Raw genomic sequence first — 24,791 nt, 5'->3', positions numbered from 1 at the left:
GTTGTTATGAGCGGAAAACGTTATCCAGAAGAATTTAAAATTCAAGCCGTCCAGCAAGTCACAAAGCAAGGCCATACTCTCAGCTCAGTAGCTGAGCGGTTGGGTGTCAGTTACAAATCCTTGTGTGATTGGGTCAAAAAGTACGATAAGCCAGAGAATCTGCGTAAAAAAGAAGACGATCAAAGTGCAGAGATACGCCAGCTGAGGGCTGATTTAAAGCGGGTTACGATGGAAAGGGATATTTTAAAGGAAGCCGCTGTGTACTTTGCAGGGGAGTCAAAGAAAAATACACGTTCATAAGAAAGCGACTTCAGAAGTATCCGCTGCTGGTTGTGTGTGGCGCACTTGGATTGCGCAGTGGCTTCTATGCCTGGTGTCGGCACCCTCTTACTTTTCCTAATATCTATCTGTCGAAATAGAGCTGATAATCTAAACAATTTCTGTCCAAAACCTTTGTAGTAGGCACTTCCTAGCATGTGTGATCACCAAGCGATTCTGTCGTATCATGACAAACAGTGGCTCTTCTCCGCTTCATTGAGTCAACTAGTAATGACCTTGATCTCTACCATACTGACTAGTAAGCATTTTTCAGTCAGTATGGATGGTTCCTATTTTGACCCAGTTACTTTCTCAGCTTTTGCACATCCAAGGGCAAGCAATCCAGTCGATTAAGATCGACGAATCCACACAAACTGTTGATGTTTACTGCCGTCGAGATCGACGTTTTAAAGTGACGGACCCAAAATCCCATCAAGCTTGCACTGTTAATACTTACGTTTCTCGAACCATTTATGATTTACCTATCAGCGGGCGGTGTTGCCGAATTCACATAGAGCTTGCGCAGGTTCGCACAACCGAAGGTGAACGACGGGTTGAAGAATGTGCATTTGTTGAAAAGGGTGTTCGTTATTCCAAGCGATTCTGTGAGCAAATTAGTGGCCTGTGTCGTCATATGCCTATCAGCGTGATTGCTCGACATTACGGACTTCGCTGGGAAACGATAAAGAATATCGACAAGGCATCATTACATAGAACGTTGCCACCATCAGAGCCATCAAAACTTCGTGGACTCAACGTATTGGCGTTGATGAAGTCGCTGAGGGCAAGGGCCACGATTATATGACCGTGGTGTACGACATGGATAATGGCCAATTGATTTGGGTAGAGCATGGTCGTGCACACCGTGTTCTAGAATCATTTCTCACGCAATTGACCGAACAAACCGCGCAAGGAATTCAAGCTGTTGCAATGGATATGGGGAAGGCTTACCAAAAAGCCGTTAGAGAAAACCTCCCTAATGCTGATATTGTTTTCGACCGTTTCCATGTTGTCCAACAATTTAGCCAACTCATTCGGCGCGAGCGTTCATATGAGTTCAAGAAAGCACTTTGTCGCGAGGATAAATCTCTGATTAAAGGCTCTCTTTACCTTCTATTGAAAAATCCAGATAGGCTCTCTGAAAATCAAACAGACAAACTAAAAATGCTACTCAAAGCTAATCGCCGTCTGAACGAAATCTACGTTCTCAAAGAGCAGTTAAAAAGTATCTGGAGAGCTGAGATTTATCTGCGAATGACTTACCGTTTAGACGCTTGGTGCCAGTTAGCAAACGCCACAAAGATATTGAGCGTAAAAGGGTTCGTATCAATGCTTCAAGACCACAAAGAAGGCATCTGTACTTTTGCAAAGTATGACCGATTAACCAGCGCGATTATCGAAGCTGGCAATGTATCAATAGGGTTATTACGCAGAAGAGCACGAGGGATTAGAGATACAGAATACTTCAAGCTCAAGATTAAACAGCTATCAGTACCAGAGGTGAATTCAATGTCTTATCCTTCTGTCAAGCTCACGTAAGCGGAGAAGATCCCAAACAGTAATGACGCAAATTGCCAGCAATTATTCTTTAAAGTGACACGGAATTAGTGTCACTTTTATTCATTGCGTCAGGAATGATCATTCACCCAAAGGAGCATGATGATCTTATTTATTTTTAGCCAAGAACGATGATTGATGTATCGTAATGGATCATTATTCTCTTGATTACCCAACCAAAGACAAGCTCTTCATCCCTGATATTGATAAGCTTCCCTTCGATGCTTCGTTAATATGCCCACTCCACCAGCTCATCATCGGTATCCTGCGTTCAAAATAATCTGTACGGTTATAGGCCGCACGCACTTGGCTATCATCAACGTGAGCAAGCGCAGCTTCAATAAGATCAGATTCAAATCCTTGCTCATTTAAAGTCGTACTAGCAAGTGAGCGTAAGCCATGGCTAACGAGACGATCTTTAAATCCCATTCGCTTTAATGCCATATTAGCTGTCTGGCTGTTGCATGGTTTTTTTGGATCGCGATCTGAAGGGAACACAAATTCCCGATGTTCACTAATGGGCTTCATTACGGCTAATAACGATAGTGCTTGCTCAGTTAGAGGAATACGATGTTCTTTTCGCTTTTTCATTCGCTCTGGTGGGATTGTCCAAACTTTCTTTTCTAAGTCGATTTCTTCCCAACGAGTGCCTGATGCTTCTGAGGGACGAGTCATTGTATGAAGCTGCCATTCAATTAAACAACGAGTAGTACGCTTAATAGAAGCATTAGCGATAGCCATCATTAATTCTGGTAACTCACAGGGTTTTAATGATGCCATGTTTTCTTTTTTCGGTTTTTTAAAAGCAGCTTTAATGCCAGCCAGTGGATTTGCATGGATAAGCCCACAGTTAACCGAATAGGTCATGATCTCATTTAGTCGTTGAGTGAGTCGCTTAACTGTTTCTAAGCTTCCTTTTGCCTCGATTGGTCGAAGTAACTCGATGATCATTGGTGCAGTTATTTGAGATACAGGAATAGTTTTAATTATTGGGAATACATGCAGCTCTAAAGAACGCCAAACGTCTTGAGCGTAATCTACAGTAATTTCATCTTTTTTACGCTCGATCCACTCAGATGCGACATTAAATAAAGTATGTTCATGGATTACTTGGATTTGGTGTTTTTGTTCATTTCGATATTCTTTAGGATCAATTTCTTGAGCCACGAGCTCTCTTGCTGAAACCGCTAACTTTCTTGCATTCGCAAGGCTGAGGGAAGGGTAAGATCCTAAACCCATGTTCAAACGTTTTTTTGTTTGAGGGTGGATGTAATTGAAGTTCCATAGTCTAGAACCGTTAGTTCGTATGCGTAATTGCAGACCTTCACCATCAGAAAGAACGTAATCTTTGTCACGTGCTTTTGCATTATCAATTTGTTTGTTGTTTAAGCGAGCAGTCTTTAATGCCATGGTAAAGTCCCTGTTATGTATTCCAAGAATGATCATTATAGCTTTGGAATACATAAAGGAATACATGAAATGATGGAGGTAAACGGATGCTAATGGACACTAAAAAGATGTGCTTACACGTAAGTTGTTGATTTTAGGTTGGTCTAGATACAAAAAAAGACGCCCTAGGACGTCTTTAAATGTTGAATTGGTGGAGCTGGCGGGAGTTGAACCCGCGTCCGAAAACCTTTCATCATTGGTACTACATGCTTAGTCGATCTTTAATTTCACCACCCACCTGCGAACCGACACGCTAGTAAATGGCTATCCTGAATTATAATTCGAACTTCATCTCTCAGGCGGGAGAATCCGATCTAGCTAGTTTGGGTTTGACTCTTTGTTGTTCCCCGTCTTACAAGCGGAAGCTAGGGCAAAGAGGCTCTTGGCAGGTTATTAAGCTGCTAGTGCGTAGTTTTCGTCGTTTGCGACTATTTTTTTGCGGTTTATTAACGAGGCCTACCGCACCTCGGCATGCACCTCAGACTTCTGAATTCCCGTCGAATCCTAAATCAGCCCCAAGTGTTTGAAGCATAGTATCAGAAAAGCTAGGCCTGTCTAGTACTCTGCGTCTAAGTGGTCAAGTTTAACGCAATGAGCTCTTCATTACGCGCGATTTCTCACGAGCCCAATCTTTTTCTTTTTGATCAGTACGTTTGTCATGAAGTTTTTTACCTTTGGCTACGCCAATCTTAATCTTCACCCAAGAGTGAGACCAGTAAAGTGCGAGTGCCGCCAAAGTCATACCTTCACGGTTGATTCTGCCAGTTAGGTTATCGAGTTCACGGCGGCTCATTAGGAGCTTACGAACGCGAGTAGGGTTCGCGACAACGTGAGTCGATGCTTGATTAAGAGGAGTGATCGTCATTCCGCTGACAAAGGCTTCACCGTCACGCATATACACATAGCTTTCTGCGATATTAGCTTTACCTTGGCGAAGGGCTTTCACTTCCCAGCCTTGTAGCTCCAAGCCAGCTTCAATTTCATCATCAATGAAGTATTCGTGGCGAGCTTTCTTGTTAAGCGCGATGGTATTGCTACCCGCTTTTTGTTTTGTTTTTTTCTTTGCCATAATAGCTGCATTATACGGTGCACAGTGGGGTTAGCATATCCCTTTATTTGCGCTCACCGCAAATAAAAGTAAAATTGCTACGAACATACGTTTTGAATGTTCGTCTTGAGGAGATTATATGAAGCAAGTCAGCCGTTCTGCGTTGGTATCATTTAGTGCAGAGCAGATGTTTGATCTGGTGAACGATGTGGCTCGTTACCCAGAGTTTTTACCCGGATGTTCTGGATCGCGCATTCTTGAATCAAGCGCGTCGGGTATGGTTGCTTCGGTCGATGTTTCTAAAGCCGGAATAAGCAAAACCTTTACCACGTCTAATGAGTTAGTCGCAGGTGAGGCAATTTTGATGAGCTTGGTTGATGGCCCGTTTAAAACCCTGAAAGGGGGGTGGTTCTTCACTCCGTTAGATGAGCAAGCCTGCAAAGTGGAACTTAAACTTGAGTTTGAGTTTTCGAGTAAGATGATTGAAATTGCTTTTGGTAAAATATTCAATGAGTTGACCGGTAATATGGTGAGTTCATTTACCAAACGTGCCAAACAGGTGTACGAGTGTTATGAGTATTGAGTCGGAAATGATCCACGTTGAGGTGGTTTACGCACTGCCACAAGAGCAGCGTGTGTTTACGCTTGTGGTGAATAAGTCGATGATCGTTGAAGATATTATCGCGCAATCTGGCGTGTTAGAGCTTTATCCTGAGATCGATTTAAAACAGAACAAGGTGGGTGTATTTAGCCGTAATGTTCGTTTAGATGCTTTAGTTCGTGATGGCGATCGTATTGAGATTTATCGCCCATTACTCGCAGATCCTAAAGAGATCCGTCGTAAGCGTGCTGAGCAAGCAAAGGCGTCGGGCGTTGCTGATCCTGTGACAGGTGGCAAACCAAACTTGATGCGTAAAACAGACTAATTTCCATCTGTTTCAAGACGATGTGACAAATAAAAAAGCTCGCCAATGGCGAGCTTTTTAGATTCTACGGTTTGGTTAGTTGATGCTTTCAAAAAAAGCGCCGCTAACTGGGAAGTCTCCAGTTACTTCAACTAGGCGTCCTTGGTCGTCAAAGTTTGCGATCAAGTCATGCTGGATTGGAGCGTCATGGCCCTTCGTATGAAGGTAAATGTAATACCAAGTGTTCGGGTATCCATTTTCGACCAGCATTGGCGAACCTAGCACGTAACGTACCTGTTCTTTACTCATACCAAACTTTAGTTGATCTACCGCTGATTGCTCGACGTAGTTACCTTGGTTGATATCAATACGATAAACCAATTTTTCTAATAGTGAACAACCCGTCAGCATTGTCATGGCGAGCGGTACTATGATAAGCCACTTTTTCAATTGCATACTCAAATTCTTGTAACTATCCATTTTAAACTGCGCTGATAATAAACAAGCTTGGCCTTAATGTAAAAAACTCATCTTGTTTTGAATAAGTTCAGACCGTGATTTTTGAGTTAGGTTGCAAAGTCGATACGTATTTTACGAAAAAACTGCGATTAAGCGGCAATCAGTAGTTCACGCGCATTGGCCAGTGTTGATTCAGTGATCTGGCTGCCGCCAAGCAATCGCGCCAATTCTGCGACGCGTTTTTCTTCACATAGCGGGTGCATTTGCGTTTCGGTTTTGCCTGCTTTGGTCTGTTTGGCAACGAACAGCTGCTGGTGGCCACAACCGGCAACTTGCGGTAAGTGGGTAACACACATCACTTGGGTCGATTCACCCAATTTACGCAGCATTTTGCCAACCACAGCTGCTGTTGGGCCGCTGATACCCACATCGACTTCATCGAAAATTAGGCTTGGTGTATCCACTTTTTGTGCGGTGATCACTTGGATGGCTAATGAAATACGCGACAGTTCACCACCTGAGGCGACTTTGGCGATTGGTTGCATCGGTTGTCCCGGGTTAGTTGAAACCACAAAGCAGACGCTATCTAGGCCTAATGGTGATGGGTGTGCTCCTTGGCTATTCACGTCTATGCTGAATTGCGCTTTTTCCATGCTCAGTTCGTGCATGCTGGCGGAGATCAATTTATTCAGCTCTTTGGCATAACGGCAGCGAGATTTACTGAGTTTTTCGGCGCTGGCACCAAAGGCTTGATATTTGGTTTCTACATCTTGTGCAAGCTCTTCGAGTTTTTCATCTGAGCAATCAAGCTGTTCGATTTGCGCGAGCAAATCTTGGTGATGGCGGTAGAGCTCGTCAGGCAACACGTGGTGTTTGCGTGAAATCGACATCACTTTTGAAAAACGCTCTTCGACAAAAGCCATACGCGCGGGATCAACATCAATGCTGTCAAGGTAGCTACGCAATTCGTTGTTGGTCTCTTCTATCTGGATGATCGCTTCTGACAGCATGTTAGGCAGTTCTGCCAATTGTTCGTCAAGTTCTGCCAGTTGAATTAGGGACTGATTGGCTGATTGCAAAATACTAAGCGCATTAATTTCTTCGCCTTCGTATATAAGTTCGATGGCTTGCTGACAGGTACTGGCAAGATCGCCGCTATTGGACAGTCGTTTATGTTCTTGTTCGAGTTGTTCATATTCTTCCTCGCCAAGAGAGAGTTCGTTAAGCTCTTTAATTTGGTATTCAAGTAACTGCTTTTGCGCCTGATTTTGCGCGCTGTTTTCACGTAGTTGCTTGAGGCTGTTATCCGCCTGACGCCAAGTTTGGTAAGCGTTGCGGGTATTTTTCAGCAAGTTAAGGTGTCCGGCGTATTGATCAAGCATCGCCAACTGATAATCACTTTTCATCAACTGGTGGTGTGCGTGTTGGCCGTGAATATTAATCAGCAATTGCCCAAGAGATTTGAGTTGCGAAAGGGGAACCGGGCTGCCGTTAATAAACGCGCGCGAGCGACCATCTTTGGTAATGGTGCGGCGCAATATGCAGTCATTGCCATCTAACAGTTCGTTATCTTCTAGCCAGCGCATGGCATGGACGTTGTTCTCCAATGAAAAAGCCGCACTCACTTCGGTTTTTTCTTCACCTTGTCGCACCATGCCTGCTTCAGCGCGACCGCCAAGACAAAGGCCAAGTGCATCAATAGCGATAGATTTACCCGCACCCGTTTCACCGGTGATGGTGGTCATTCCTTTGGAGAGCTCTAGCTGCAAAGATTTAACAATAGCGAAATTATTAACACTTAGATGAGCCAGCATTTTGATTACCTGTTTAAATGAACAATACTGTATATAACGTCAGTATATACTGTTTCTTTATACAGTAAAGTCACTGGTGAAAAAAATTTTGTGAACAAGATCAGGATGCTGTGAAAAGAGAGAGGCGAGATACGAGAGTCGAGAAATCGAGAAGCGAGAAGCGAGAAGCGAGAAAGATGCGAGAATGGAGAAACGAGAAAAGGTTTCCGACTCGCTCGTGCCTCGCTCTCGAGAATGATGGTGGAGGGTGAATTGAGAAGCGAGAGGTTAGGCAGAGAAATCGAGAGGCGAGAATGGAGAAACGAGAAAAGGTTCCCGACTCGCTCGTGCCTCACTCTCGAGAATGACGGTGGTGGGTGGATTGAGAAGCGAGAGGTTTGAGCAGAGATTAGAGAGAGTAGAGAAATCAAGAATCGAGAAGGAGGCGAGAATGGGGGGAACGAGAAAAAGATTCCCGACTCGCTCGTGCCTCGCTCTTGAGAATGACGATGGTGGGTGGATTGAGAGGCGAGAAGTTAGGCAGAGAAATCGAGAGGCGAGAATGGGGGAACGAGAAAAAGATTCCCAACTCGCTTGTGCCTTGCTCTTGAGAATGATGGTGGTGGGTGGATTGAGAAGCGAGAGGTTTGAGTTGAGATGCGAGAATTTGGAAACGAGAGAAAGATTCCCGACTCGCTCGTACCTCGCTCTCGAGAATGACGATGGTGGGTGAATCGAGAAGCGAGAGGTTAGGTAGATAAATTGAGAGGGGAAAAGCGGAGTTACGCTGCTTATCGCTAAACGGTCATTCCCTACAGCGACGTAGTCGCGTGGTAGGGAATCTAGCTTTTGGAGGAACCAAAGCGGGGTTAGAACAGTTTGCTTGACCACCCGAGCTTGCTACGCAGTACGTGGTAGTAGCTGTAATCTTTTGGATGAATCAAGGTCAACATATTTGGGCTTTGGTAGATATGAATTTCATCACCTGGAGAAACCGGTAAAGAGACTTGCCCATCGCAGCTTACTTCTTGGGTGCCGCGGTTATCCGGCGAAACAATCAGTTTGATGCGGCGCTTGCTATCGACCACTAGTGGGCGGCTTGAAAGCGTATGTGGGAACATAGGCACTAACGAAATTGCATTTAAGCTAGGCGAGAGGATCGGGCCACCGCCGGAAAGTGAATACGCGGTCGAGCCAGTAGGCGTCGCAATGATCAAACCGTCAGAGCGCTGAGAAAAGGCGAACGTATCATCAATATAGACTTCAAATTCAATCATTCGCGCTACTTGTCCTGGGTGAAGGACAGCTTCGTTTAAGGCCGCGTTATGACTTTTGATTTGCTTGTGTCGATGGATCTCGGTTTCAAGTAAGAAACGCTCTTCTTCAATGTATTCGCCATCCAATACTGCTTTAAGCGTAGAATGGAAATCCTCTGGATTGAGATCGGTTAAGAAGCCCAGATTGCCACGGTTGACACCAATCACACGGATATCAAAGCGTGAAAGCACACGGGCTGCGCCCAGCATATTGCCATCACCACCCACGACGATCGCAAGATCTGCTGCTTTGCCTAATTGAATTAAACTGGCAAAATGTTCTTGAGGTACATCGTCAAGAATTTCGCTCAATCTATCATCAATGTATACGCGATAACCTTGTTCCATTAGCCAGTCATACAATTCTTTATGAGTTTGAATTGCCTGCTGATCTCTAGGTTTTCCAATGATGGCGATCACTTCAAAAGGTTTTTTCATAGCTTTTCCGACCGAAATGGGCTTGAATCGATAATCTTCATCCCCATAATAATGGCAAGTGCGCTAAATATGCGAGTTTTTGTGTAGTTAACGGCGAATAATCGTGACGTGTAGGTTGCACAAAACGTTGAATTCTGGAGATATCATGAGCAACGAAGACAAAAAAATCCAAGAAGAAGAACTACAGCAGCAACAAAACGCAGCGCAAGCTGACGTTGAAGCAGTTGGTACAGACGCAGATATCGAATGGAACGAAGGAACTGCGCTAGAAGAGCAAGAAGCGAAAATTGCTCAACTAGAGGCGGCGTTACTTTCAAGTGAAGCGAAAATCAAAGAGCAGCAAGATGGTGTACTTCGTGCGAAAGCAGAAGTTGAAAACATGCGTCGTCGTGCTGAGCAAGAAGTTGATAAAGCGCGTAAATACGCACTGAACAAGTTTGCTGAAGAACTGCTTCCAGTAATCGATAACCTTGAACGCGCTATCGCAGCAGCAGATGCTGAGAACGAAGCCGTTAAGCCGCTATTCGAAGGTGTTGAGCTAACGCACAAAACATTCGTTGATACACTAGCGAAGTTTGGTCTAAAAGAGATCAACCCTGAAGGTGAAGCGTTCAATCCTGAATACCATCAAGCGATGTCAATTCAAGAAAGCCCTGATCATGCATCAAACACTGTGATGTTTGTAATGCAAAAAGGTTATGAGCTAAACGGTCGCGTAGTTCGCCCTGCAATGGTAATGGTTGCGAAATAACGCTCATACCATTGAGTAAAAATTTGAAACGCCCTTTCTTTTGGAAGGGCGTTTTTTTATGTCCCAAGTTCACACTTTTGTCATTTTTATCGCAAGCGAGTTGAGTATTTTTCGGTGAAGACGATGAAATTTGTCTGCATGAATAGTGAGTGTTCTGGTTCATGAATGATTAAAAGGAGTAGATTAAATTCAGCTAATTAGAAGGAGATTGTTGTGGCGGTCAAAAAATAAATAGGCGCTCTAGGTGAGCAAATATGCGTGCTCTATGTACTCAGATGTCTATAGGATGATCAAGTATTGCTTGGTGATAAAAATGTAAACAGAGTCTTTTAATTGTTAATTTGCTGTGTATCATCCGTGTTGCTCGTCGCAAATGACGGGATTTATAAAAATAAAAATATCAGCAAATACAACATTTGGGAGATTTAGAATGGATAAATCGCTTTCAAGTAAGATTTTTATCGGCTTGTTCTCTGGCTTGCTGCTGGGAACGGCGATTTAGTACTTATTTAGCGGTATCGCGATTTTTGATACGTACTTACTCGGCACTGCTGAAGGTGTCGGTGGGATGTTTGTTTCATTGATCAAGTTACTCGTCGTGCCTTTGGTTTACGTGTCGATCGTTTGCGGCATTGTTGAATTAAAAGATATTCGCTCTTTTGGTCGTCTCGGTGGCAAAACTTTTGCTCTTTACATTTTTAACACCGTGATTGCGATTGTAGCGGCCTTGAGTGTGGCAATGATTGTCCAACCAGGTGCAGGGGCTCACTTAGCGGGCACGATCTCAGATGCCGTGGCTCTGAAATCGACCGAAACCCCCGATATTTTCTCGATGGTGACTAACATCGTGCCAAGCAATCCGGTTCAAGCGTTTGCCGATGGCGATATGCTGCAAATCATCTTTATGGCAATTTTGACAGGTCTTGCCATTCAAGCGCTGGATGAAAAAGGTGGCCCTGCGGTCAAAACCTTTAACGTTGCTAACGCGATTATGATGAAGTTGATCGGCTTGGTGATGAGCCTAGCGCCTTACGGTGTCTTTGCGCTAATGATCCAACTTGGCGCAACACTGAATGCGAATACGCTTGCTTCGGTAGCGGGTTATGTTGCACTGGTGGTTAGCATGTTGGTGTTGTGGATCTTTGTGGTTTATCCGCTGGCTGTGCAACTGTTTACTGGTATTTCAGCGCGTGAGTTCTCACGTAAAACCCGTGAGCAGGTGTTGTTCTCATTATCGACGGCCAGCTCGAATGCGACTATTCCCGTTACGATGCGCACGTTGACGGATAAGCTGAACGTATCAAAGTCGGTGGCTGGTTTTGGTGTACCACTAGGTGCAACCATGAACATGGCAGGCGCTTCTATCTACATCGCGATTGCCGCGGTTTTTTGTGCCAATGCGTTTGGTCAGCCGATTGATGTGACGGACTTAGTTACGCTTGGCTTTACGGTGTTATTGCTATCGATTGGCGCGGGTGGTGTACCGGGCGGCGGTGTGGTGATGGTTGGCGTAATCTTGCACCAATTAGGTCTTCCACCAGAAGGCTTGGCGATTGTTGCCGCCGTTGACCGTATCAACGACATGTTCTGTACCGCATCTAACGTCGTTGGTGACACGGCGGTGAATACCATTGTGGCGAAGTCTGAGGGTGAGATTGGCCTCACCGCTGAAGCGATGGAAGCTGAGCTTGCTGCGAATAACGCGTAAGTAATTGGATTGGTTATTAGAAAGCGAGCCCAAGTGGCTCGTTTTTTTTTTGATAGAAGCGAGAGTGGAGAAAAAGAGAGGCGAGAATAGAGAAAAGAAGAGGCGAGATTGTAGAGACGAGAGCAGAGAAAAGAGCAAGATTTTAGAAGCGAGAGTAGAGAAAAGAAGAGAGGTGAGAGAAAAATAGAAAGATTGAAGCTTAAGCTTTTGTTCTGTGTTTGATGATCAAGGCTCCCAATATACGAGCGATGTCTTCACAGTTGGTACAAAGCTCATTGCATAGGCGAGGGTGGATATATTTGAGCTCGGCGGCTAATAACAGTTGGGTTTTGAGTTCGCCTACCGATCCTTTTGCGACATTAAAAAAATAAGCGGTTTCTTTGGGGCTTGTGCGCTCCACGCCCTCAGCTATGTTGCTTGGTATGGAAATGCTAGAGCGACGAATTTGATCCCGAAATGAGTAGTCTGGCATATGTTGTACGCCAATATAGGTTCGTTTACAGAGTTCAAAACTGGTTTTCCATACGTCGAGTTTTTCGTATTTCATAGAACTTGTTAAAAAGTTTAGTTTGGCGCTTTGGCTGATGGTGAGAGTGTGTAAAAAGTTGCGGTAAATAGGAGTTGATTCATTTTTCCGGCAAAAACAAAATAATCTCGCTTCTCGCTTCTCGCTTCTCGCTTCTCGCTTCTCGCTTCTCGCTTCTCGCTTCTCGCTTCTCGCCTCTTTTTTTTATTTTTTTTCACCTTTTCCCTTGAAATGCGTTTTGACGCCCTTATCTAAGGTGCATACAAGAAGCAAACATAACAATGTTTGTTTGTGAGCAAGGGTTGAAACCCAATTCTCTATCCCCACATATGGGATAGAGCAAAATAAAATAGAATTTATTCGGAGATAGCCTGATGGGTAGAATCATTGGTATTGATTTAGGTACTACTAACTCTTGTGTTGCAGTTTTAGACGGCGACAAACCACGCGTAATTGAAAACGCGGAAGGCGAGCGTACAACCGCATCTGTTGTTGCATACACAGACGGTGAAACACTAGTAGGTCAACCTGCTAAGCGCCAAGCTGTTACAAACCCAACTAACACGCTATTTGCAATCAAGCGTTTGATCGGTCGTCGTTTTGAAGATCAAGAAGTTCAACGCGACATCGAAATCATGCCTTACAAAATTGTAGCGGCAGACAACGGTGATGCTTGGGTAGAAGCGCAAGGCCAAAAAATGGCTGCTCCTCAAGTTTCAGCTGAAATCCTGAAAAAAATGAAGAAAACAGCAGAAGATTTTCTTGGTGAAGAAGTTACTGCTGCTGTTATCACTGTTCCTGCATACTTTAACGATGCACAACGTCAAGCAACTAAAGACGCTGGCCGTATCGCAGGTCTAGAAGTTAAACGTATTATCAACGAACCAACTGCAGCAGCACTTGCATACGGTCTTGATAAGAAAGGCGGCGATCGCACTATCGCAGTATACGACCTTGGTGGTGGTACATTCGATATCTCTATCATCGAAATCGATGAAGTAGAAGGCGAGAAAACGTTCGAAGTTCTAGCAACTAACGGTGACACTCACCTTGGTGGTGAAGATTTCGATACTCGCATGATCAACTACCTAGTTGACGAGTTCCAAAAAGAGCAAGGCATCAATCTTAAGACTGATCCTCTAGCAATGCAGCGTGTTAAAGAAGCAGCAGAAAAAGCGAAGATCGAGCTTTCTTCTACTACTCAAACTGACGTAAACCTACCTTACGTAACTGCAGATGCAACTGGTCCTAAGCACATGAACGTTAAAGTGACTCGTGCGAAACTAGAATCTCTAGTTGAAGACCTAGTACAACGTTCTCTAGAGCCTCTAAAAGTTGCTCTAGCAGATGCAGACCTATCAGTAGGCGACATCACAGATGTTATCCTAGTGGGTGGTCAAACTCGTATGCCTATGGTTCAAGCGAAAGTTGCTGAGTTCTTCGGTAAAGAAGCACGTCGCGATGTAAACCCTGATGAAGCAGTAGCAATGGGTGCTGCAGTTCAAGGTGGTGTACTAGCGGGCGAAGTAACAGACGTATTGCTACTAGACGTTACTCCACTGTCTCTAGGTATCGAGACGATGGGCGGCGTAATGACTAAGCTTGTTGAGAAGAACACCACTATCCCAACAAAAGCAAACCAAGTTTTCTCTACTGCAGAAGACAACCAAAGCGCAGTAACTATCCACGTAATCCAAGGTGAGCGTAAGCAAGCTAGCCTGAACAAATCTCTAGGTCAATTCAACCTAGAAGGCATTCAAGCTGCACCACGTGGTATGCCACAAATCGAAGTAACTTTCGACCTAGATGCGGATGGTATCCTGCACGTATCTGCGAAAGACAAGCAGACTGGCAAAGAGCAGAAGATCACGATCCAAGCTTCTGGCGGTCTAAGCGATGAAGACATCGAGAAAATGGTTCAAGAAGCTGAAGCTAACAAAGAAGCGGACAAAAAGTTCGAAGAGCTAGCGACAGCACGTAACCAAGCTGACCAAATGATTCACGGTACTCGTAAGCAAATCGAAGAAGCTGGTGAAGCACTTCCTGCAGATGAGAAAGAGAAGATTGAAGCAGCAATCGCTGAACTTGAAGTTGCACGTAAAGGCGACGACAAAGAAGCAATCGATGCGAAAGTTCAAGCGCTAGCAGCAGCAGCTCAAAAGCTAATGGAAATCGCTCAACAGCAAGCTCAAGCACAACAAGGTGCTGAAGCGGGTCAACAACAACAGTCTCAAGAAGATGATGTTGTAGATGCGGAGTTTGAAGAAGTTAAAGACGACAAAAAATAATTTCGTCGCAGAGTAGCCTGATTTCGTTGTCGGAAGTGCTCACCTACTAGCGTAGGCTCCGCGCTTCCTCCTAGAACTCAAGCTATCTGCTTAGAAATTTGTCTCGAAGACTTATTAATACGGGCGTCAGAGGTAACTCTCACGCCCGTAAATTTGTATTTAGACTTGTCGATCTAGATAATAGCTTTATTCGGCGTTTCAGCCGGCAGAACTTTTATCTAGATTGATACACAGACTACTGAAGTGACCATTCGGTAGTAGCAATTATTTTGGTGACCTAGAACATGTCAAAACGTGATTTTTACGAAGTATTAGGCGTAAGCCGTGATGCAGAAGAGCGCGAAATTAAGAAAGCGTATAAGCGCTTAGCGATGAAATTCCACCCAGACCGCAATCAGGGTGATGAAACTGCATCAGACAAGTTTAAAGAAGTAAAAGAAGCGTACGAAATCCTAACCGATCCTCAAAAGAAAGCGGCGTACGATCAATATGGTCACGCAGCCTTTGAACAAGGTGGTGGCGGCTACGGCGGTGGCTTTGGTGGCGGTGGTGCTGATTTCGGCGACATTTTTGGTGACGTATTTGGCGATATCTTCGGCGGCGGTCGTCGCGGTGGTGGTGGCCACTCACGTGCACAGCGCGGTTCAGATTTGCGTTACAACATGGAGCTTTCTCTAGAAGAAGCGGTTCGTGGTGTATCAAAAGAGATTGAAATCCCAACGCTGGTTCATTGTGATAGCTGTGATGGTAGCGGCGCGAAGAAAGGCACTTCAGCAGATACTTGTGGCACTTGTCATGGCCACGGCCAAGTACAAATGCGTCAAGGTTTCTTCGCAGTACAACAAACCTGTCCTACCTGTCATGGTCAAGGTAAGATCATTAAAGACCCATGTAATGTGTGTCATGGTCAGGGTCGTAAGCAGAAGACGAAAACCCTTAACGTTAAGATTCCAGCAGGCGTGGATACCGGTGACCGCATTCGTCTAACCGGCGAAGGTGAAGCGGGAGAAATGGGCGCACCAGCGGGTGATCTATACGTTCAAGTACATGTTAAAGAGCACCATATTTTCGAACGTGAAGGCAATAACCTTTACTGTGAAGTACCAGTGAGCTTTGCAATGGCAGCACTGGGTGGTGAAGTTGAAGTCCCAACGCTGGACGGCCGTGTTAGTCTGAAAGTACCTTCTGAAACGCAAACTGGCCGTATGTTCCGTATGCGTGGCAAGGGTGTGAAAGGCGTTCGTGGTGGCGGTATTGGCGATTTGATCGTCAAACTTGTTGTTGAGACACCAGTTAACCTGAGCTCACGTCAAAAAGAACTGCTAAGAGAATTTGAAGAATCTTGTGGTGGCGATGCAGCAACTAAGCATAAGCCTAAATCGGAAGGTTTTTTCAACGGTGTGAAAAAGTTCTTTGATGATCTAACCAGTTAATGTCGTTATGACTTGATTTGAAAGCCCGCTAATTTAGCGGGCTTTTTTGTATCTGCGATCAGCATGGTTTGATCATCTGTTGTCTTGTTCACTCATATTAATCAAAGTGCTAATACCAACAAGTTGACGGCTGTGCCACTCCAGCTTGGTTCAAACTTAGCGTATCGGTTGGGGTATTTAAGCATGGATCATCTTGTTGCTGGTTGAGCGGTAAGGCCATTAAGGTGTAACCGTCAGCGGTAATGACCACCGAGAAACGATAATGCTGCGTATTACTTTGACAAACTAAGCAGTTGGCCGCAGAGATGACACTCTGTTTTGCTACGGAATAGTCTTGATTTGCATCTTGGTTGTAGCTGTTTTCTAAGTAGAGTTGCATTCGGCTTAGGTCCGTCAGCGCAACCATCCGCTTGGCTTTGATGCTTTGCCTTTTAAAGCTAGGGTAAGCAACGCTGGTGATGATTGAAATTATCGTCATTACGATCAATAGCTCGATCAGTGTCATTGCCTTTAATCTTTTGTTTGCCATGTTTGCACCGTCAAATTGGATTCGTTTTCAGAACTTTCTACCTGCTTTATCGCTTATTTTTCTGAGCTGCTAGCATGGATGCAAGATTGAATTTACTTACCCATCGGCTTGCAAAGGATTTTGAGAAATGGTTCGAGGCTTTACCTTAATAGAGCTGATCATCACTTTGGCGATAACGGTGAGTCTGCTGTTTTTCGCTGCGCCTAGTTTTGATGCGCTATTGAATAAAGTAAAAATGCAGCGTTTGGCTGGTGCGTTGAATGGATTTTTAATGCAAGCGAAGTCAGAAGCGATTACCCGCAATAAAAAGCTCTATGTACACTTTTCATTTGCTCACTCTACGCGGATAACCGGCGGAGTTTGGCATCTCACGCTTACCGACTCTTCTACATCAACAGGGCAATTATTGCTGCATTTGGATGGTGCGGCTTACGCCAATATCAGCATTCAACACAGTTACCATTCGGCATACATTAGCTTTGATGGAGTGCGTGGTCGTCCTAATGGTGGTCATATCGCTTTTAATCCACACAATGATCCCAGTGGCGCGCTGCGTGTGATCATCGCCAATCCACCTGGAAGGGTGAAAGTATGCAGTGGCAGTGAGGATCGATATGGTTATCCCGTTTGCAGTTAAACACCGTGATAGGCAAAAGTCAGGGCGGGTAAATGCTGGATTTTCGCTGGTGGAAGTGATGCTCGCTGCGACCTTAGGTTCACTGGCCCTCGCGTTAGTCGGCAGTCTGTTTATTTCTGCACAAAAAATTGCACGACAAAAAAGCCAACAACTCTATTTGCTGCAATCGATGAGCAATGCTTTTCAAACCATTGAGGAAGATATTCAGCGTGCAGGATTCGATAATGGTTTTGGTCATACCTTGCGCTTAATGAGTGCCGCGAATGTGATTGAGCAAAATGGTGCCAGTGAATTTGGCTTAGCCTATTACCGAGAGATGGCGAGTAATGATAACTATCGAATGGTGCGTTATTACCTCAACAGCGGAAAACTAATGGTGTGCGAGCAGGGGAGTGCTTTATCTTCAGCAATAAAACCCCTTCATCAGATCCAAGCGTGTCGCAGTTTACTTGATGAGCGTGTTCTACGGGTTACCTCGTTTGCCATAACCTCTTCACCTCTGAGTAACAGCCACGCCCATTCTGCGTTGTGGCATTTAACGCTGGCAGTGCAAAGTCTAGATCTTAATTATTCTCGCCAGCTAACCGTTGATGTCACGCAGAGAAATTGGCAATGAATTCATCATTTTCAATTAAGCCTCGATGTTCATTCAGGTTGCGACGTCCAACAAGGCGACAGCAAGGTGCCGTTACTTTGTTATTGACCTCATTGTTGCTGGTCGTGATTTTGCTGCTCACATTGGGCAGCTATCGGATCACTTTCCATCAAATCAAAATTGGTCAGAATGAGCTAACAGCGCGCCGCTTGCACTGGATGGCTGAAGGTGCCATTGAATGCCTTTTTACCTATCTTCGAGTCTCCAATGTCAATCCAGCCGAACTCACTGAAGGAAATAGCTCAACGGCGTTGAGTGAGATGCAAAGTCTCTGTTTGAGTGACTTAACTCATCAAGCGCTCTTTACCGAACTGGACGCGACTCATCACTATCGTTTGGTATTTGCATGGCAGCATCAACGGTTGGTGAGTAAAAGTGTGGTCGCTAAACTGCATGATGGGCAAATGGTCTATTTTTGGTTACAGGGATCGTGGCGTGATTGGTAAAGCGCACGGTTTTACCTTATTGGAGGTGATGGTTTCGTTTGCTTTGATCACGGTAGCAGCGTTAGGTTTGATCCACTTACAAGCGAAGCTCGCACAGCAGACGAGCTTTACGCTCCATAGCTTAGAAGCACTGCATTTGGCTGAACAACAAATGGAGCGCTTTCGTACTCGTGCGGCGAGCACGAGCGGCGGTGTTGGTTTGATCGCTTTTGCCGATCTAGCGCTACCGCAATATTGTGGGCAGGGCATAAATGCTCTGAGCGGATCTCGGTATAATTTGACCTGCGAGGTAAAGGGTGTGAGTGGCGCCTTAGCGGGGGAGTTAAAACAGGTCACCGTTATAGTGAGTTGGCCGCGAAGAGTTCAAGGGCATCCATTGATACCCGTATTGTCGCTATCATCTGCTGTAGGCTCTCATCAGCTCTCTTTGAACAGTTACTTATCGAGATACAGTGAGTTCGATGAGCAATAAATTGCTTCTGGCACGTTAAAATTGCAATTCTTTACATAATCGTTAAATACAGTTTGCTGTTTGTGAGTGAATTGGTGTTGTGGTTGTTATGTTGTCTTGCCAGTTTTGCAAAATATGTCTCCAAATATGGAAATTCTTTCAGGACTATGTGCTTTTGTGTTGTGAATTGAATAAAATGCACAACTAACAATCGACCGAAATAATAATTCTATCTATAGGTCATAAGTCACAACATCACATATGGAATTACCATGAGTAATCAAGCTGTAAATAAAGCACCATCACCAAAGCCGAGTGGTATGGATCGCTTCCTAAACGCGATTGAACGCGCCGGCAACAAAATTCCAGATCCAGCGATTCTGTTCTTCTGGGCTCTCGTGATCACTTGGGTGCTATCTGCCCTTTTATCAAACGTTACGTTTGATCTTGTAAACCCTCGCACCGGTGAAGCACTTTCAGTTACTAACCTGTTAACGGGCGAAGCGCTTGCGAGCTTCCTTGCGAACATGGTGACGACATTCACAGGTTTTGCGCCACTAGGTATCGTATTGGTTGCGATGCTAGGTGTTGGTGTGGCTGACTCTTCAGGCTTTATCACGACTGGCCTAAAGAAAATGCTGAACTTCACGCCAGCAAAACTATTAACGCCAATGCTGATCTTGGTTGCGATCGTATCGCACACAGCAGCGGATGCGGGTTACGTATTGGTCATCCCTCTTGGTGGTATCATCTTCCACGCAGCGGGTCGTCACCCTCTAGCGGGTATTGCAGCAGCATTCGCTGGTGTATCGGGTGGTTTCTCAGCGAACTTTATTCCTTCTGGTATCGATCCATTATTGGCAAGTTTCACGCAATCTGCCGCTCAAGTTTTAGATCCAGAATACATTGTTAACCCACTAGCAAACATTTACTTCACGGGTTTATCTTCAATCATCATCATCTTGATTGGTTGGTATGTAACTGAAAAGATCATTGAACCACGCTTAGCAAATATGCCTATGGATGAAGATGCAGAAAAAGCACCGGATCTAGGTACGTTCACTGCTATTGAGTCAAAAGCGTTCCGCGCTGCGGGTTGGGCGATGGTGGCGGGTATCGCACTACTTGTCGCGGCACTTATTCCTGAAACGTCAGCGTTGCGTTCACCAAATGGTGAATTGACGGCTTTTGACGCTCCAGTAATGAAGTCAATCGTTCCACTGATCTTTATCCTGTTTATCATTCCTGGTTACGTTTACGGTAAAGTAGCGGGCACGTTTAAAACCAGCAATGACGTTATCAAAGCGATGGCAACGACCATGTCTACCATGGGCGCATACATTGTAATGTCGTTCTTCTGTGCACAGTTCCTATCTGTATTTGCTCAGTCAAACATCGGTACTATGCTGGCGTTATACGGTGCTGAAGGCCTGAAAGCGATGAACCTGTCTGGTGAAGCAACGATCGTTGGTATGATTCTACTAACGGCGTCGGTTAACCTACTTATCGGTTCTTCTTCTGCGAAATGGGCTTTGATTGGTCCAATCCTAGTACCAATGCTAATGGCAGTGGGTATCTCTCCAGAGCTTTCTCAAGCGGCATACCGCGTGGGTGACTCGGTATCGAACATCATCTCTCCACTGATGGTATTCTTCCCGCTTGTTGTGGTTTACTGTCAACGTTACGTGAAGTCGACGGGTATCGGTACGCTAGCATCTTTGATGATGCCTTTCTCTATCGCAATGCTAATTGGTTGGTCTATCTTCCTAATCGCATACTGGATGATTGGTATTCCTCTAGGTATCCAAGCGCCGTACACTTACGCGATGTAATCACTGCTTAATGTAGTCGATACAAAAGTTTATAAGCCTACCCGACAGGGTAGGCTTTTTTTTATTTGCGGCACGCTATACACTGCATGCGACGGCAATTGCCGTTATACATGGAAAATCACCAACTATGAAAATTCTGCTTTTAGTAGGGTTAATTGTTTTAAACGGTCTATTTGCGATGTCAGAAATCGCTTTAGTCGCAGCCAAAAATAGTCGACTTAAACGCTTAGCTGAAAAGCATCGTGCCGCTCAAGTTGCACTCGACCTAAAAGAAAATCCCACGCGTTTTCTCTCTACCATCCAAATTGGTATTACCGTGATTGGTCTATTGAGCGGTATTGTGGGTGAAGCCACGTTATCAGTGCCATTAGCGGCACAGCTTGAGCTTTGGGGCTTAGATGCGACTCAAGCTGATATTTTTTCGACTGCTATTGTCGTGGTGGGTATTACTTATTTTGCGATTGTTGTTGGTGAGCTTGTGCCGAAACGTTTTGCGCAATCTCAAGCAGAAACGATTGCCGTGTTGGTCGCTTTGCCAATTTATTGGATTTCAAAAATCACCACGCCATTTGTCTTCGCGCTATCTTGGTCTACTGAGACATTGTTGAAATTATTGGGTCAAAAAAGCCAAGAAGACAGTGTGACGGAAGATGATATTCACGCGCTGGTGAAAGAAGGTTCAGAGTCAGGTGTGATTGAGCGCGGTGAGCAAGAGATGATCCGCAATATTTTGCAGCTTGATGACCGCTTAGTCAGTTCGTTGATGACCCCGCGTCGCGACGTAGACTTCATTGATATCGATCAGCCGATTGAACAGCTCCTCAAGCGACTTCGCTCAACCAAGCACAGTGTCTTCCCGTTGTGTCAGGGGCATATGAATAAGATTGTTGGTACGGTGTCGGCCAAGGCTCTACTCAACCAAGCAAATAACCTCAATATGCAAGTGATTATGGGGCTGTCGAAAGCACCGGTCTATATTCCTGAATCAATGAAAGGCTTACGTCTACTGACTTACTTTAAAGAGTCAGGCACTGAGATGGCGTTTATTGTTGATGAGTATGGCGATGTCCAAGGCCTTGTGACTCACTATGATGTGTTGGAAGCGATTGCGGGTGAACTGTCAAACAATCCTAATGATCTTTGGTCTGAAGAGATTGATGGCGAACTGTTCGTCGATGGTTTGATTCCAATTAGTGAACTGAAAAACCGTTTAGAGCTGTCTGAGCTCGAAGGGGAAAGTGAAGGCTTCCAAACGCTGAATGGTTGGGTTACATGGTTACTGGGTCGTCTGCCAGAGATCGGTGAAGTGATCGATTGCCAGCAGTGGCACTTCGAAATCGTGGCGGTGGAAAATAACCGTATCGTCAGTGTAAAAGTGACGCCAATTGAGCAGCAAGCGAGCGAGTAATACACGCACTGTTGTCCATTGTGTCTAAGATTAGGTATGCTTTGCCGCATACCTATTTTTTTGTTCGTCTTTAGGAGCCGACTTTGTCGCAATCCCATTCTCAACTACACTCTTCACTTCAATCTGCGACGTCCTCGCCTGCGGATTCGTCGTTGCAATTTAGCGCCCAAGATGAGCATTTTATGCGCCGCGCGATGGCTTTGGCTGCACAGGCTGAGTTGGAAGGGGAAGTACCGGTTGGCGCGGTGCTAGTGAAAGATGGTGAAGTGATTGCAGAAGGTTGGAACCAATCTATTGGCCAGCATGATGCCAGTGCTCACGCCGAGATGCAGGCAATTCGTAAAGCCGGACAAGCGGTGGAAAATTATCGCTTACTGGATACCACGCTCTATGTCACTTTAGAGCCATGTCCAATGTGTGCTGGTGCTTTACTGCATAGCCGTGTGAAGCGTGTTGTCTTTGGTGCCCCTGACCTTAAAGCGGGCGCGGCGGGAACGGTTCTCAATCTCTTTGAACATCAAGCGGCGTATCATTACGCACAGGTTGAACATGGGTTACTTGAAGAGGATTGTCGCAGTCAATTGCAGGCTTTTTTTAAGCGTCGCCGTAAAGAGATTAAAGCGCGTAAGCAAGCAGAAAAGAAAGAAGCCGATCAGGGTGAGTAACCCTTTGGAAGTGAGGTTAGTAAATATCAACCGCTATTTACTAACCTTCTCGTCTCATCTAACACTCAAGTTGAGCTAAAGTCAGCTGAAGGCTCAGTAACTTGATAGCTGCATGAACGCTCGATGGCGGGCAATCACCTTTTTCTTGTTGTTGACTAGCTTGCGTTTACGGCGGTTAGCAGCAACAGTCTTTGTAAGGCGTTTTGATTGCATGCGACGTTTACGCATAATCACAATCTCCTACAGATATCTGTAAAATCAAATATTCCTAAAATTCAACACAAACGTCCCCTCTCTTGCTCGTAAAACGGAGTGAAGAGTGAGTGCAGTGTTGTGTGGTATTAGGAGTCCGAAAGCAGCTTCGCGGATGATAGTCAGCAGAGGCCTATGAGTGAGTCAGTTGCTCTGCTTGCGCGAAGGGCAGTGAGTATCTCTGGTTTGTAGGGTAAATATCAAGCAAGAGCCTCAACTAAGTGAGGCTCTTTTGATTTGGATTCGCTTATCTCGCCGTTATTCTTCGCTTTTGGCTACGCTAGCGGCGGATACACTGCCTGAAACGGCAGGTATTGCGGTAGAAGCAGGGCTTATTGAACTGCTTGCCGCTGACAAGACGCTCGGGTCGAGTTGAATCACTGTTAAATCGTTGATATCAACTTCTCCTTCATCCGGCGTTTGCTGCTCAATGTGGCCAATAATGCTCTGGTAGTAACGACGAATATTCTCGACGTAGTTTTTCGCTTCATCACCACGCGCATAGCCGTAACGGGTTTGGCGATGGTACTTCGCTTGGCGTAAAAGAGGTAAACGCTCTTTTACATCAGACCATTGGTCAGGATTACCGCCTTGCTTCTTAGTGAGGCGACGAGCATCCATCACATGACCGTAGCCGACGTTGTAAGAAGCTAACGCAAACCAAATCTTCTCATGTTGCTCAATCGAGTCAGGAATGCGTGCCACCATTCTACGTAGGTACTCAACCCCGCCTTTTACTGATTGTTCGGGATCAAGGCGGTTGGTTACTCCCACACTTTTCGCCGTTGGCAGCGTCAGCATCATCATTCCGCGTACGCCTGTTGGTGATTTTGCCATTGGGTTCCAATGTGATTCTTGGTAAGCCAATGCTGCGATTAAGCGCCAATCGAACTCTTCGGAATATTGTTTAAATAACGGTGACCATTTTGGCAGCTTGTTATCCAGTGCACGGATAAACGCACGGGTATCAACGTAATCAAATGAGCCTACATGACCGATGTATTTCTCTTCTAATTGAGCTAGTTCACCCGATTGTTTTAAATGACCGAAAAATTCAATCACCATCGCATAAAGGCTTTCATCTTCAGAGCGGCGTAAGAACCAAGAAGTAGGTTGATCTTCTGTTAATTCAAATGCGGTCGCCACATCAGGATAGATGCGCTGTGATAAGGAAACTTCCACTGAATCTGCCACAGTAAAGCGAATATCACTTTCAGAGACTTCTTTTAGTAGGTCATTGACATCGGCATTGGGATCAATCGTAAACTTAAACTCAGGGTGTTCTTGCTGAATTTTGCTGAGTGTCTGGTTGAAATGAGAATCGCCAACGATAGTGACAATCGGCTGTCCTTCATTTTCTTCAATTAATTCGTTTTGCTTGGCTAACAATTGCTCAAGATTACGTGGGCGCCATTTGCCTTTCTCATAGATCAACTGCTGGCTGACGTAGTAATACGCAGGGCCAGGGCGAAAGCGCTGCATACGTTCAGGAGATTGGGTAAGGCCTGCGGCAATAATATCTATTTCGCCATTTTCCAATGCAGGATAAAGGTTTGAAATGCGATAAGCGGGTTTCATTTCCAAACGTACGCCAAGCTCTTTAGCGAACTGACGCGCAATTTCATAATCCAAACCAGCAGGGCCATCGGGACCGATGTAGTAAGAAAGCTGATTATTTAGGGTACCCACACGCAATACACCGCGTTCGCGGATTTGGTCTAGGTCGCTTTTTGGTTCAGATTCGATCTGACAGCCAGCGAGTAAAACCGCGCTGAAAACAAGCACAAAATAGGTCCGTGCTTTGGTTAAAAATTGGCTACTCATTTAGTGATTCTCATACTTCATGTACGGCCTTTATATCAGAGTGGCGAGATAAGGCAAAGTGCAGCGAAAGCGTTCGCGACCACCGCTTTGTTTTTGCACAATT

23 protein-coding genes, 1 other RNA gene and 2 pseudogenes are annotated in these 24,791 nt (G+C 45.1%); 15 read left to right on the top strand and 11 right to left on the bottom strand.

Translation table 11 applies throughout. From position 1 onward, the window contains the following. Positions 1 to 6 precede the first annotated feature (6 nt). Both RJD38_RS02840 and RJD38_RS02835 read left to right on the top strand, forming a co-directional pair. Positions 7 to 392 (top strand): annotated as a pseudogene (locus RJD38_RS02840) (transposase); the annotation flags it as partial. Between the two features lie 266 nt (positions 393 to 658). After that, a pseudogene (locus tag RJD38_RS02835) lies at positions 659 to 1,857 on the top strand (ISL3 family transposase). A gap of 186 nt (positions 1,858 to 2,043) precedes the next feature. Here the strand turns inward: RJD38_RS02835 and RJD38_RS02830 are convergent. From RJD38_RS02830 to smpB, 3 genes are all read right to left on the bottom strand, one after another. Then, on the bottom strand, positions 2,044 to 3,285 hold the full coding sequence (locus RJD38_RS02830) for an integrase domain-containing protein (protein ID WP_065545125.1): 1,242 nt from the start codon (positions 3,283 to 3,285) through the stop codon (positions 2,044 to 2,046). A 188-nt stretch (positions 3,286 to 3,473) separates the two neighbouring features. Then, positions 3,474 to 3,841, bottom strand: a transfer-messenger RNA (tmRNA) gene (gene ssrA / locus RJD38_RS02825). Between the two features lie 66 nt (positions 3,842 to 3,907). After that, positions 3,908 to 4,393, bottom strand: a complete 486-nt coding sequence (smpB, locus tag RJD38_RS02820; RefSeq protein ID WP_005594253.1) for an SsrA-binding protein SmpB — start codon at positions 4,391 to 4,393, stop codon at positions 3,908 to 3,910. Between the two features lie 118 nt (positions 4,394 to 4,511). On the opposite strand from smpB, the gene RJD38_RS02815 reads away from it, so the two are divergent. Then, positions 4,512 to 4,955 carry an SRPBCC family protein gene (locus tag RJD38_RS02815; RefSeq protein WP_065545126.1) on the top strand — a complete coding sequence of 148 codons (444 nt, stop codon included), beginning with the start codon at positions 4,512 to 4,514 and terminating at the stop codon, positions 4,953 to 4,955. Continuing rightward, positions 4,945 to 5,298 carry an RnfH family protein gene (locus RJD38_RS02810; protein WP_005594256.1) on the top strand — a complete coding sequence of 118 codons (354 nt, stop codon included), beginning with the start codon at positions 4,945 to 4,947 and terminating at the stop codon, positions 5,296 to 5,298. Before RJD38_RS02815 ends, RJD38_RS02810 begins: the two co-directional genes overlap by 11 nt. Positions 5,299 to 5,373: 75 nt before the next feature. Here the strand turns inward: RJD38_RS02810 and bamE are convergent, their stop codons facing one another. From bamE to nadK, 3 genes are all read right to left on the bottom strand, one after another. Then, the gene (gene bamE, locus RJD38_RS02805; RefSeq protein ID WP_005594257.1) at positions 5,374 to 5,733 is read right to left on the bottom strand and encodes an outer membrane protein assembly factor BamE; all 360 of its coding nucleotides are present in this window, start codon (positions 5,731 to 5,733) and stop codon (positions 5,374 to 5,376) included. A 152-nt stretch (positions 5,734 to 5,885) separates the two neighbouring features. Next, on the bottom strand, positions 5,886 to 7,550 hold the full coding sequence (gene recN, locus RJD38_RS02800; protein ID WP_065545127.1) for a DNA repair protein RecN: 1,665 nt from the start codon (positions 7,548 to 7,550) through the stop codon (positions 5,886 to 5,888). Positions 7,551 to 8,398: 848 nt separating this feature from the next. Next, complete coding sequence (gene nadK / locus RJD38_RS02795) at positions 8,399 to 9,283, bottom strand: NAD(+) kinase (RefSeq protein ID WP_005594261.1); 885 nt, start codon at positions 9,281 to 9,283, stop codon at positions 8,399 to 8,401. A 145-nt stretch (positions 9,284 to 9,428) separates the two neighbouring features. On the opposite strand from nadK, the gene grpE reads away from it, so the two are divergent. Both grpE and RJD38_RS02785 read left to right on the top strand, forming a co-directional pair. Continuing rightward, positions 9,429 to 10,034 carry a nucleotide exchange factor GrpE gene (gene grpE / locus RJD38_RS02790; RefSeq protein WP_005594264.1) on the top strand — a complete coding sequence of 202 codons (606 nt, stop codon included), beginning with the start codon at positions 9,429 to 9,431 and terminating at the stop codon, positions 10,032 to 10,034. A 517-nt stretch (positions 10,035 to 10,551) separates the two neighbouring features. After that, positions 10,552 to 11,742 carry a dicarboxylate/amino acid:cation symporter gene (locus RJD38_RS02785; RefSeq protein ID WP_367971442.1) on the top strand — a complete coding sequence of 397 codons (1,191 nt, stop codon included), beginning with the start codon at positions 10,552 to 10,554 and terminating at the stop codon, positions 11,740 to 11,742. A 199-nt stretch (positions 11,743 to 11,941) separates the two neighbouring features. Here the strand turns inward: RJD38_RS02785 and RJD38_RS02780 are convergent, their stop codons facing one another. Both RJD38_RS02780 and RJD38_RS02775 read right to left on the bottom strand, forming a co-directional pair. Beyond that, a complete protein-coding gene (locus RJD38_RS02780; protein WP_065545130.1) occupies positions 11,942 to 12,289 on the bottom strand; it encodes a four helix bundle protein in 348 nt (115 codons plus the stop codon). Positions 12,290 to 12,306: 17 nt separating this feature from the next. Further along, on the bottom strand, positions 12,307 to 12,486 hold the full coding sequence (locus RJD38_RS02775) for a hypothetical protein (RefSeq protein WP_367971394.1): 180 nt from the start codon (positions 12,484 to 12,486) through the stop codon (positions 12,307 to 12,309). 156 nt (positions 12,487 to 12,642) lie between these two features. Between RJD38_RS02775 and dnaK the strand changes: the two genes are divergently transcribed. Both dnaK and dnaJ read left to right on the top strand, forming a co-directional pair. Next, complete coding sequence (dnaK, locus tag RJD38_RS02770; protein ID WP_065430767.1) at positions 12,643 to 14,556, top strand: molecular chaperone DnaK; 1,914 nt, start codon at positions 12,643 to 12,645, stop codon at positions 14,554 to 14,556. A 284-nt stretch (positions 14,557 to 14,840) separates the two neighbouring features. Further along, positions 14,841 to 15,989, top strand: coding sequence for a molecular chaperone DnaJ (gene dnaJ, locus RJD38_RS02765; protein WP_009384613.1), 1,149 nt, complete (start codon positions 14,841 to 14,843; stop codon positions 15,987 to 15,989). Positions 15,990 to 16,098: 109 nt separating this feature from the next. Here dnaJ and RJD38_RS02760 read toward each other — a convergent pair whose 3' ends face one another. Further along, the gene (locus RJD38_RS02760; RefSeq protein WP_231893145.1) at positions 16,099 to 16,518 is read right to left on the bottom strand and encodes a type IV pilin protein; all 420 of its coding nucleotides are present in this window, start codon (positions 16,516 to 16,518) and stop codon (positions 16,099 to 16,101) included. A 127-nt stretch (positions 16,519 to 16,645) separates the two neighbouring features. Between RJD38_RS02760 and RJD38_RS02755 the strand changes: the two genes are divergently transcribed. The 7 genes from RJD38_RS02755 (at position 16,646) to tadA (ending at position 22,612) form a co-directional block, all read left to right on the top strand. Beyond that, positions 16,646 to 17,155, top strand: a complete 510-nt coding sequence (locus RJD38_RS02755) for a GspH/FimT family pseudopilin (protein ID WP_005593274.1) — start codon at positions 16,646 to 16,648, stop codon at positions 17,153 to 17,155. Beyond that, positions 17,133 to 17,771 carry a PilW family protein gene (locus RJD38_RS02750; RefSeq protein ID WP_065545133.1) on the top strand — a complete coding sequence of 213 codons (639 nt, stop codon included), beginning with the start codon at positions 17,133 to 17,135 and terminating at the stop codon, positions 17,769 to 17,771. Before RJD38_RS02755 ends, RJD38_RS02750 begins: the two co-directional genes overlap by 23 nt. Beyond that, positions 17,768 to 18,256: a hypothetical protein gene (locus tag RJD38_RS02745; protein ID WP_231893146.1), complete on the top strand. Its 489-nt coding sequence runs from the start codon at positions 17,768 to 17,770 to the stop codon at positions 18,254 to 18,256. The genes RJD38_RS02750 and RJD38_RS02745 overlap by 4 nt, the downstream gene beginning before the upstream one ends. Beyond that, positions 18,246 to 18,728 carry a type IV pilus modification PilV family protein gene (locus RJD38_RS02740; protein WP_065545135.1) on the top strand — a complete coding sequence of 161 codons (483 nt, stop codon included), beginning with the start codon at positions 18,246 to 18,248 and terminating at the stop codon, positions 18,726 to 18,728. Before RJD38_RS02745 ends, RJD38_RS02740 begins: the two co-directional genes overlap by 11 nt. 251 nt (positions 18,729 to 18,979) lie before the next feature. Continuing rightward, positions 18,980 to 20,539: an AbgT family transporter gene (locus tag RJD38_RS02735; protein ID WP_005593281.1), complete on the top strand. Its 1,560-nt coding sequence runs from the start codon at positions 18,980 to 18,982 to the stop codon at positions 20,537 to 20,539. A gap of 127 nt (positions 20,540 to 20,666) precedes the next feature. Next, entirely contained in the window at positions 20,667 to 21,947 is a 1,281-nt protein-coding gene (locus tag RJD38_RS02730) for a hemolysin family protein (protein ID WP_065430762.1), read from the top strand. Positions 21,948 to 22,099: 152 nt separating this feature from the next. Continuing rightward, entirely contained in the window at positions 22,100 to 22,612 is a 513-nt protein-coding gene (gene tadA, locus RJD38_RS02725; RefSeq protein WP_040757813.1) for a tRNA adenosine(34) deaminase TadA, read from the top strand. Positions 22,613 to 22,705: 93 nt separating this feature from the next. Here tadA and RJD38_RS02720 read toward each other — a convergent pair whose 3' ends face one another. Both RJD38_RS02720 and mltF read right to left on the bottom strand, forming a co-directional pair. After that, a complete protein-coding gene (locus RJD38_RS02720) occupies positions 22,706 to 22,840 on the bottom strand; it encodes a hypothetical protein (protein ID WP_005593284.1) in 135 nt (44 codons plus the stop codon). 282 nt (positions 22,841 to 23,122) lie between these two features. Then, positions 23,123 to 24,688, bottom strand: coding sequence for a membrane-bound lytic murein transglycosylase MltF (mltF, locus tag RJD38_RS02715; RefSeq protein WP_005593285.1), 1,566 nt, complete (start codon positions 24,686 to 24,688; stop codon positions 23,123 to 23,125). Positions 24,689 to 24,791 lie beyond the last annotated feature (103 nt).

Source organism: Vibrio scophthalmi, from assembly GCF_040869025.1.
GTDB lineage: Bacteria > Pseudomonadota > Gammaproteobacteria > Enterobacterales > Vibrionaceae > Vibrio > Vibrio scophthalmi.
This window is presented reverse-complemented; position numbering and strand designations above follow the sequence as displayed.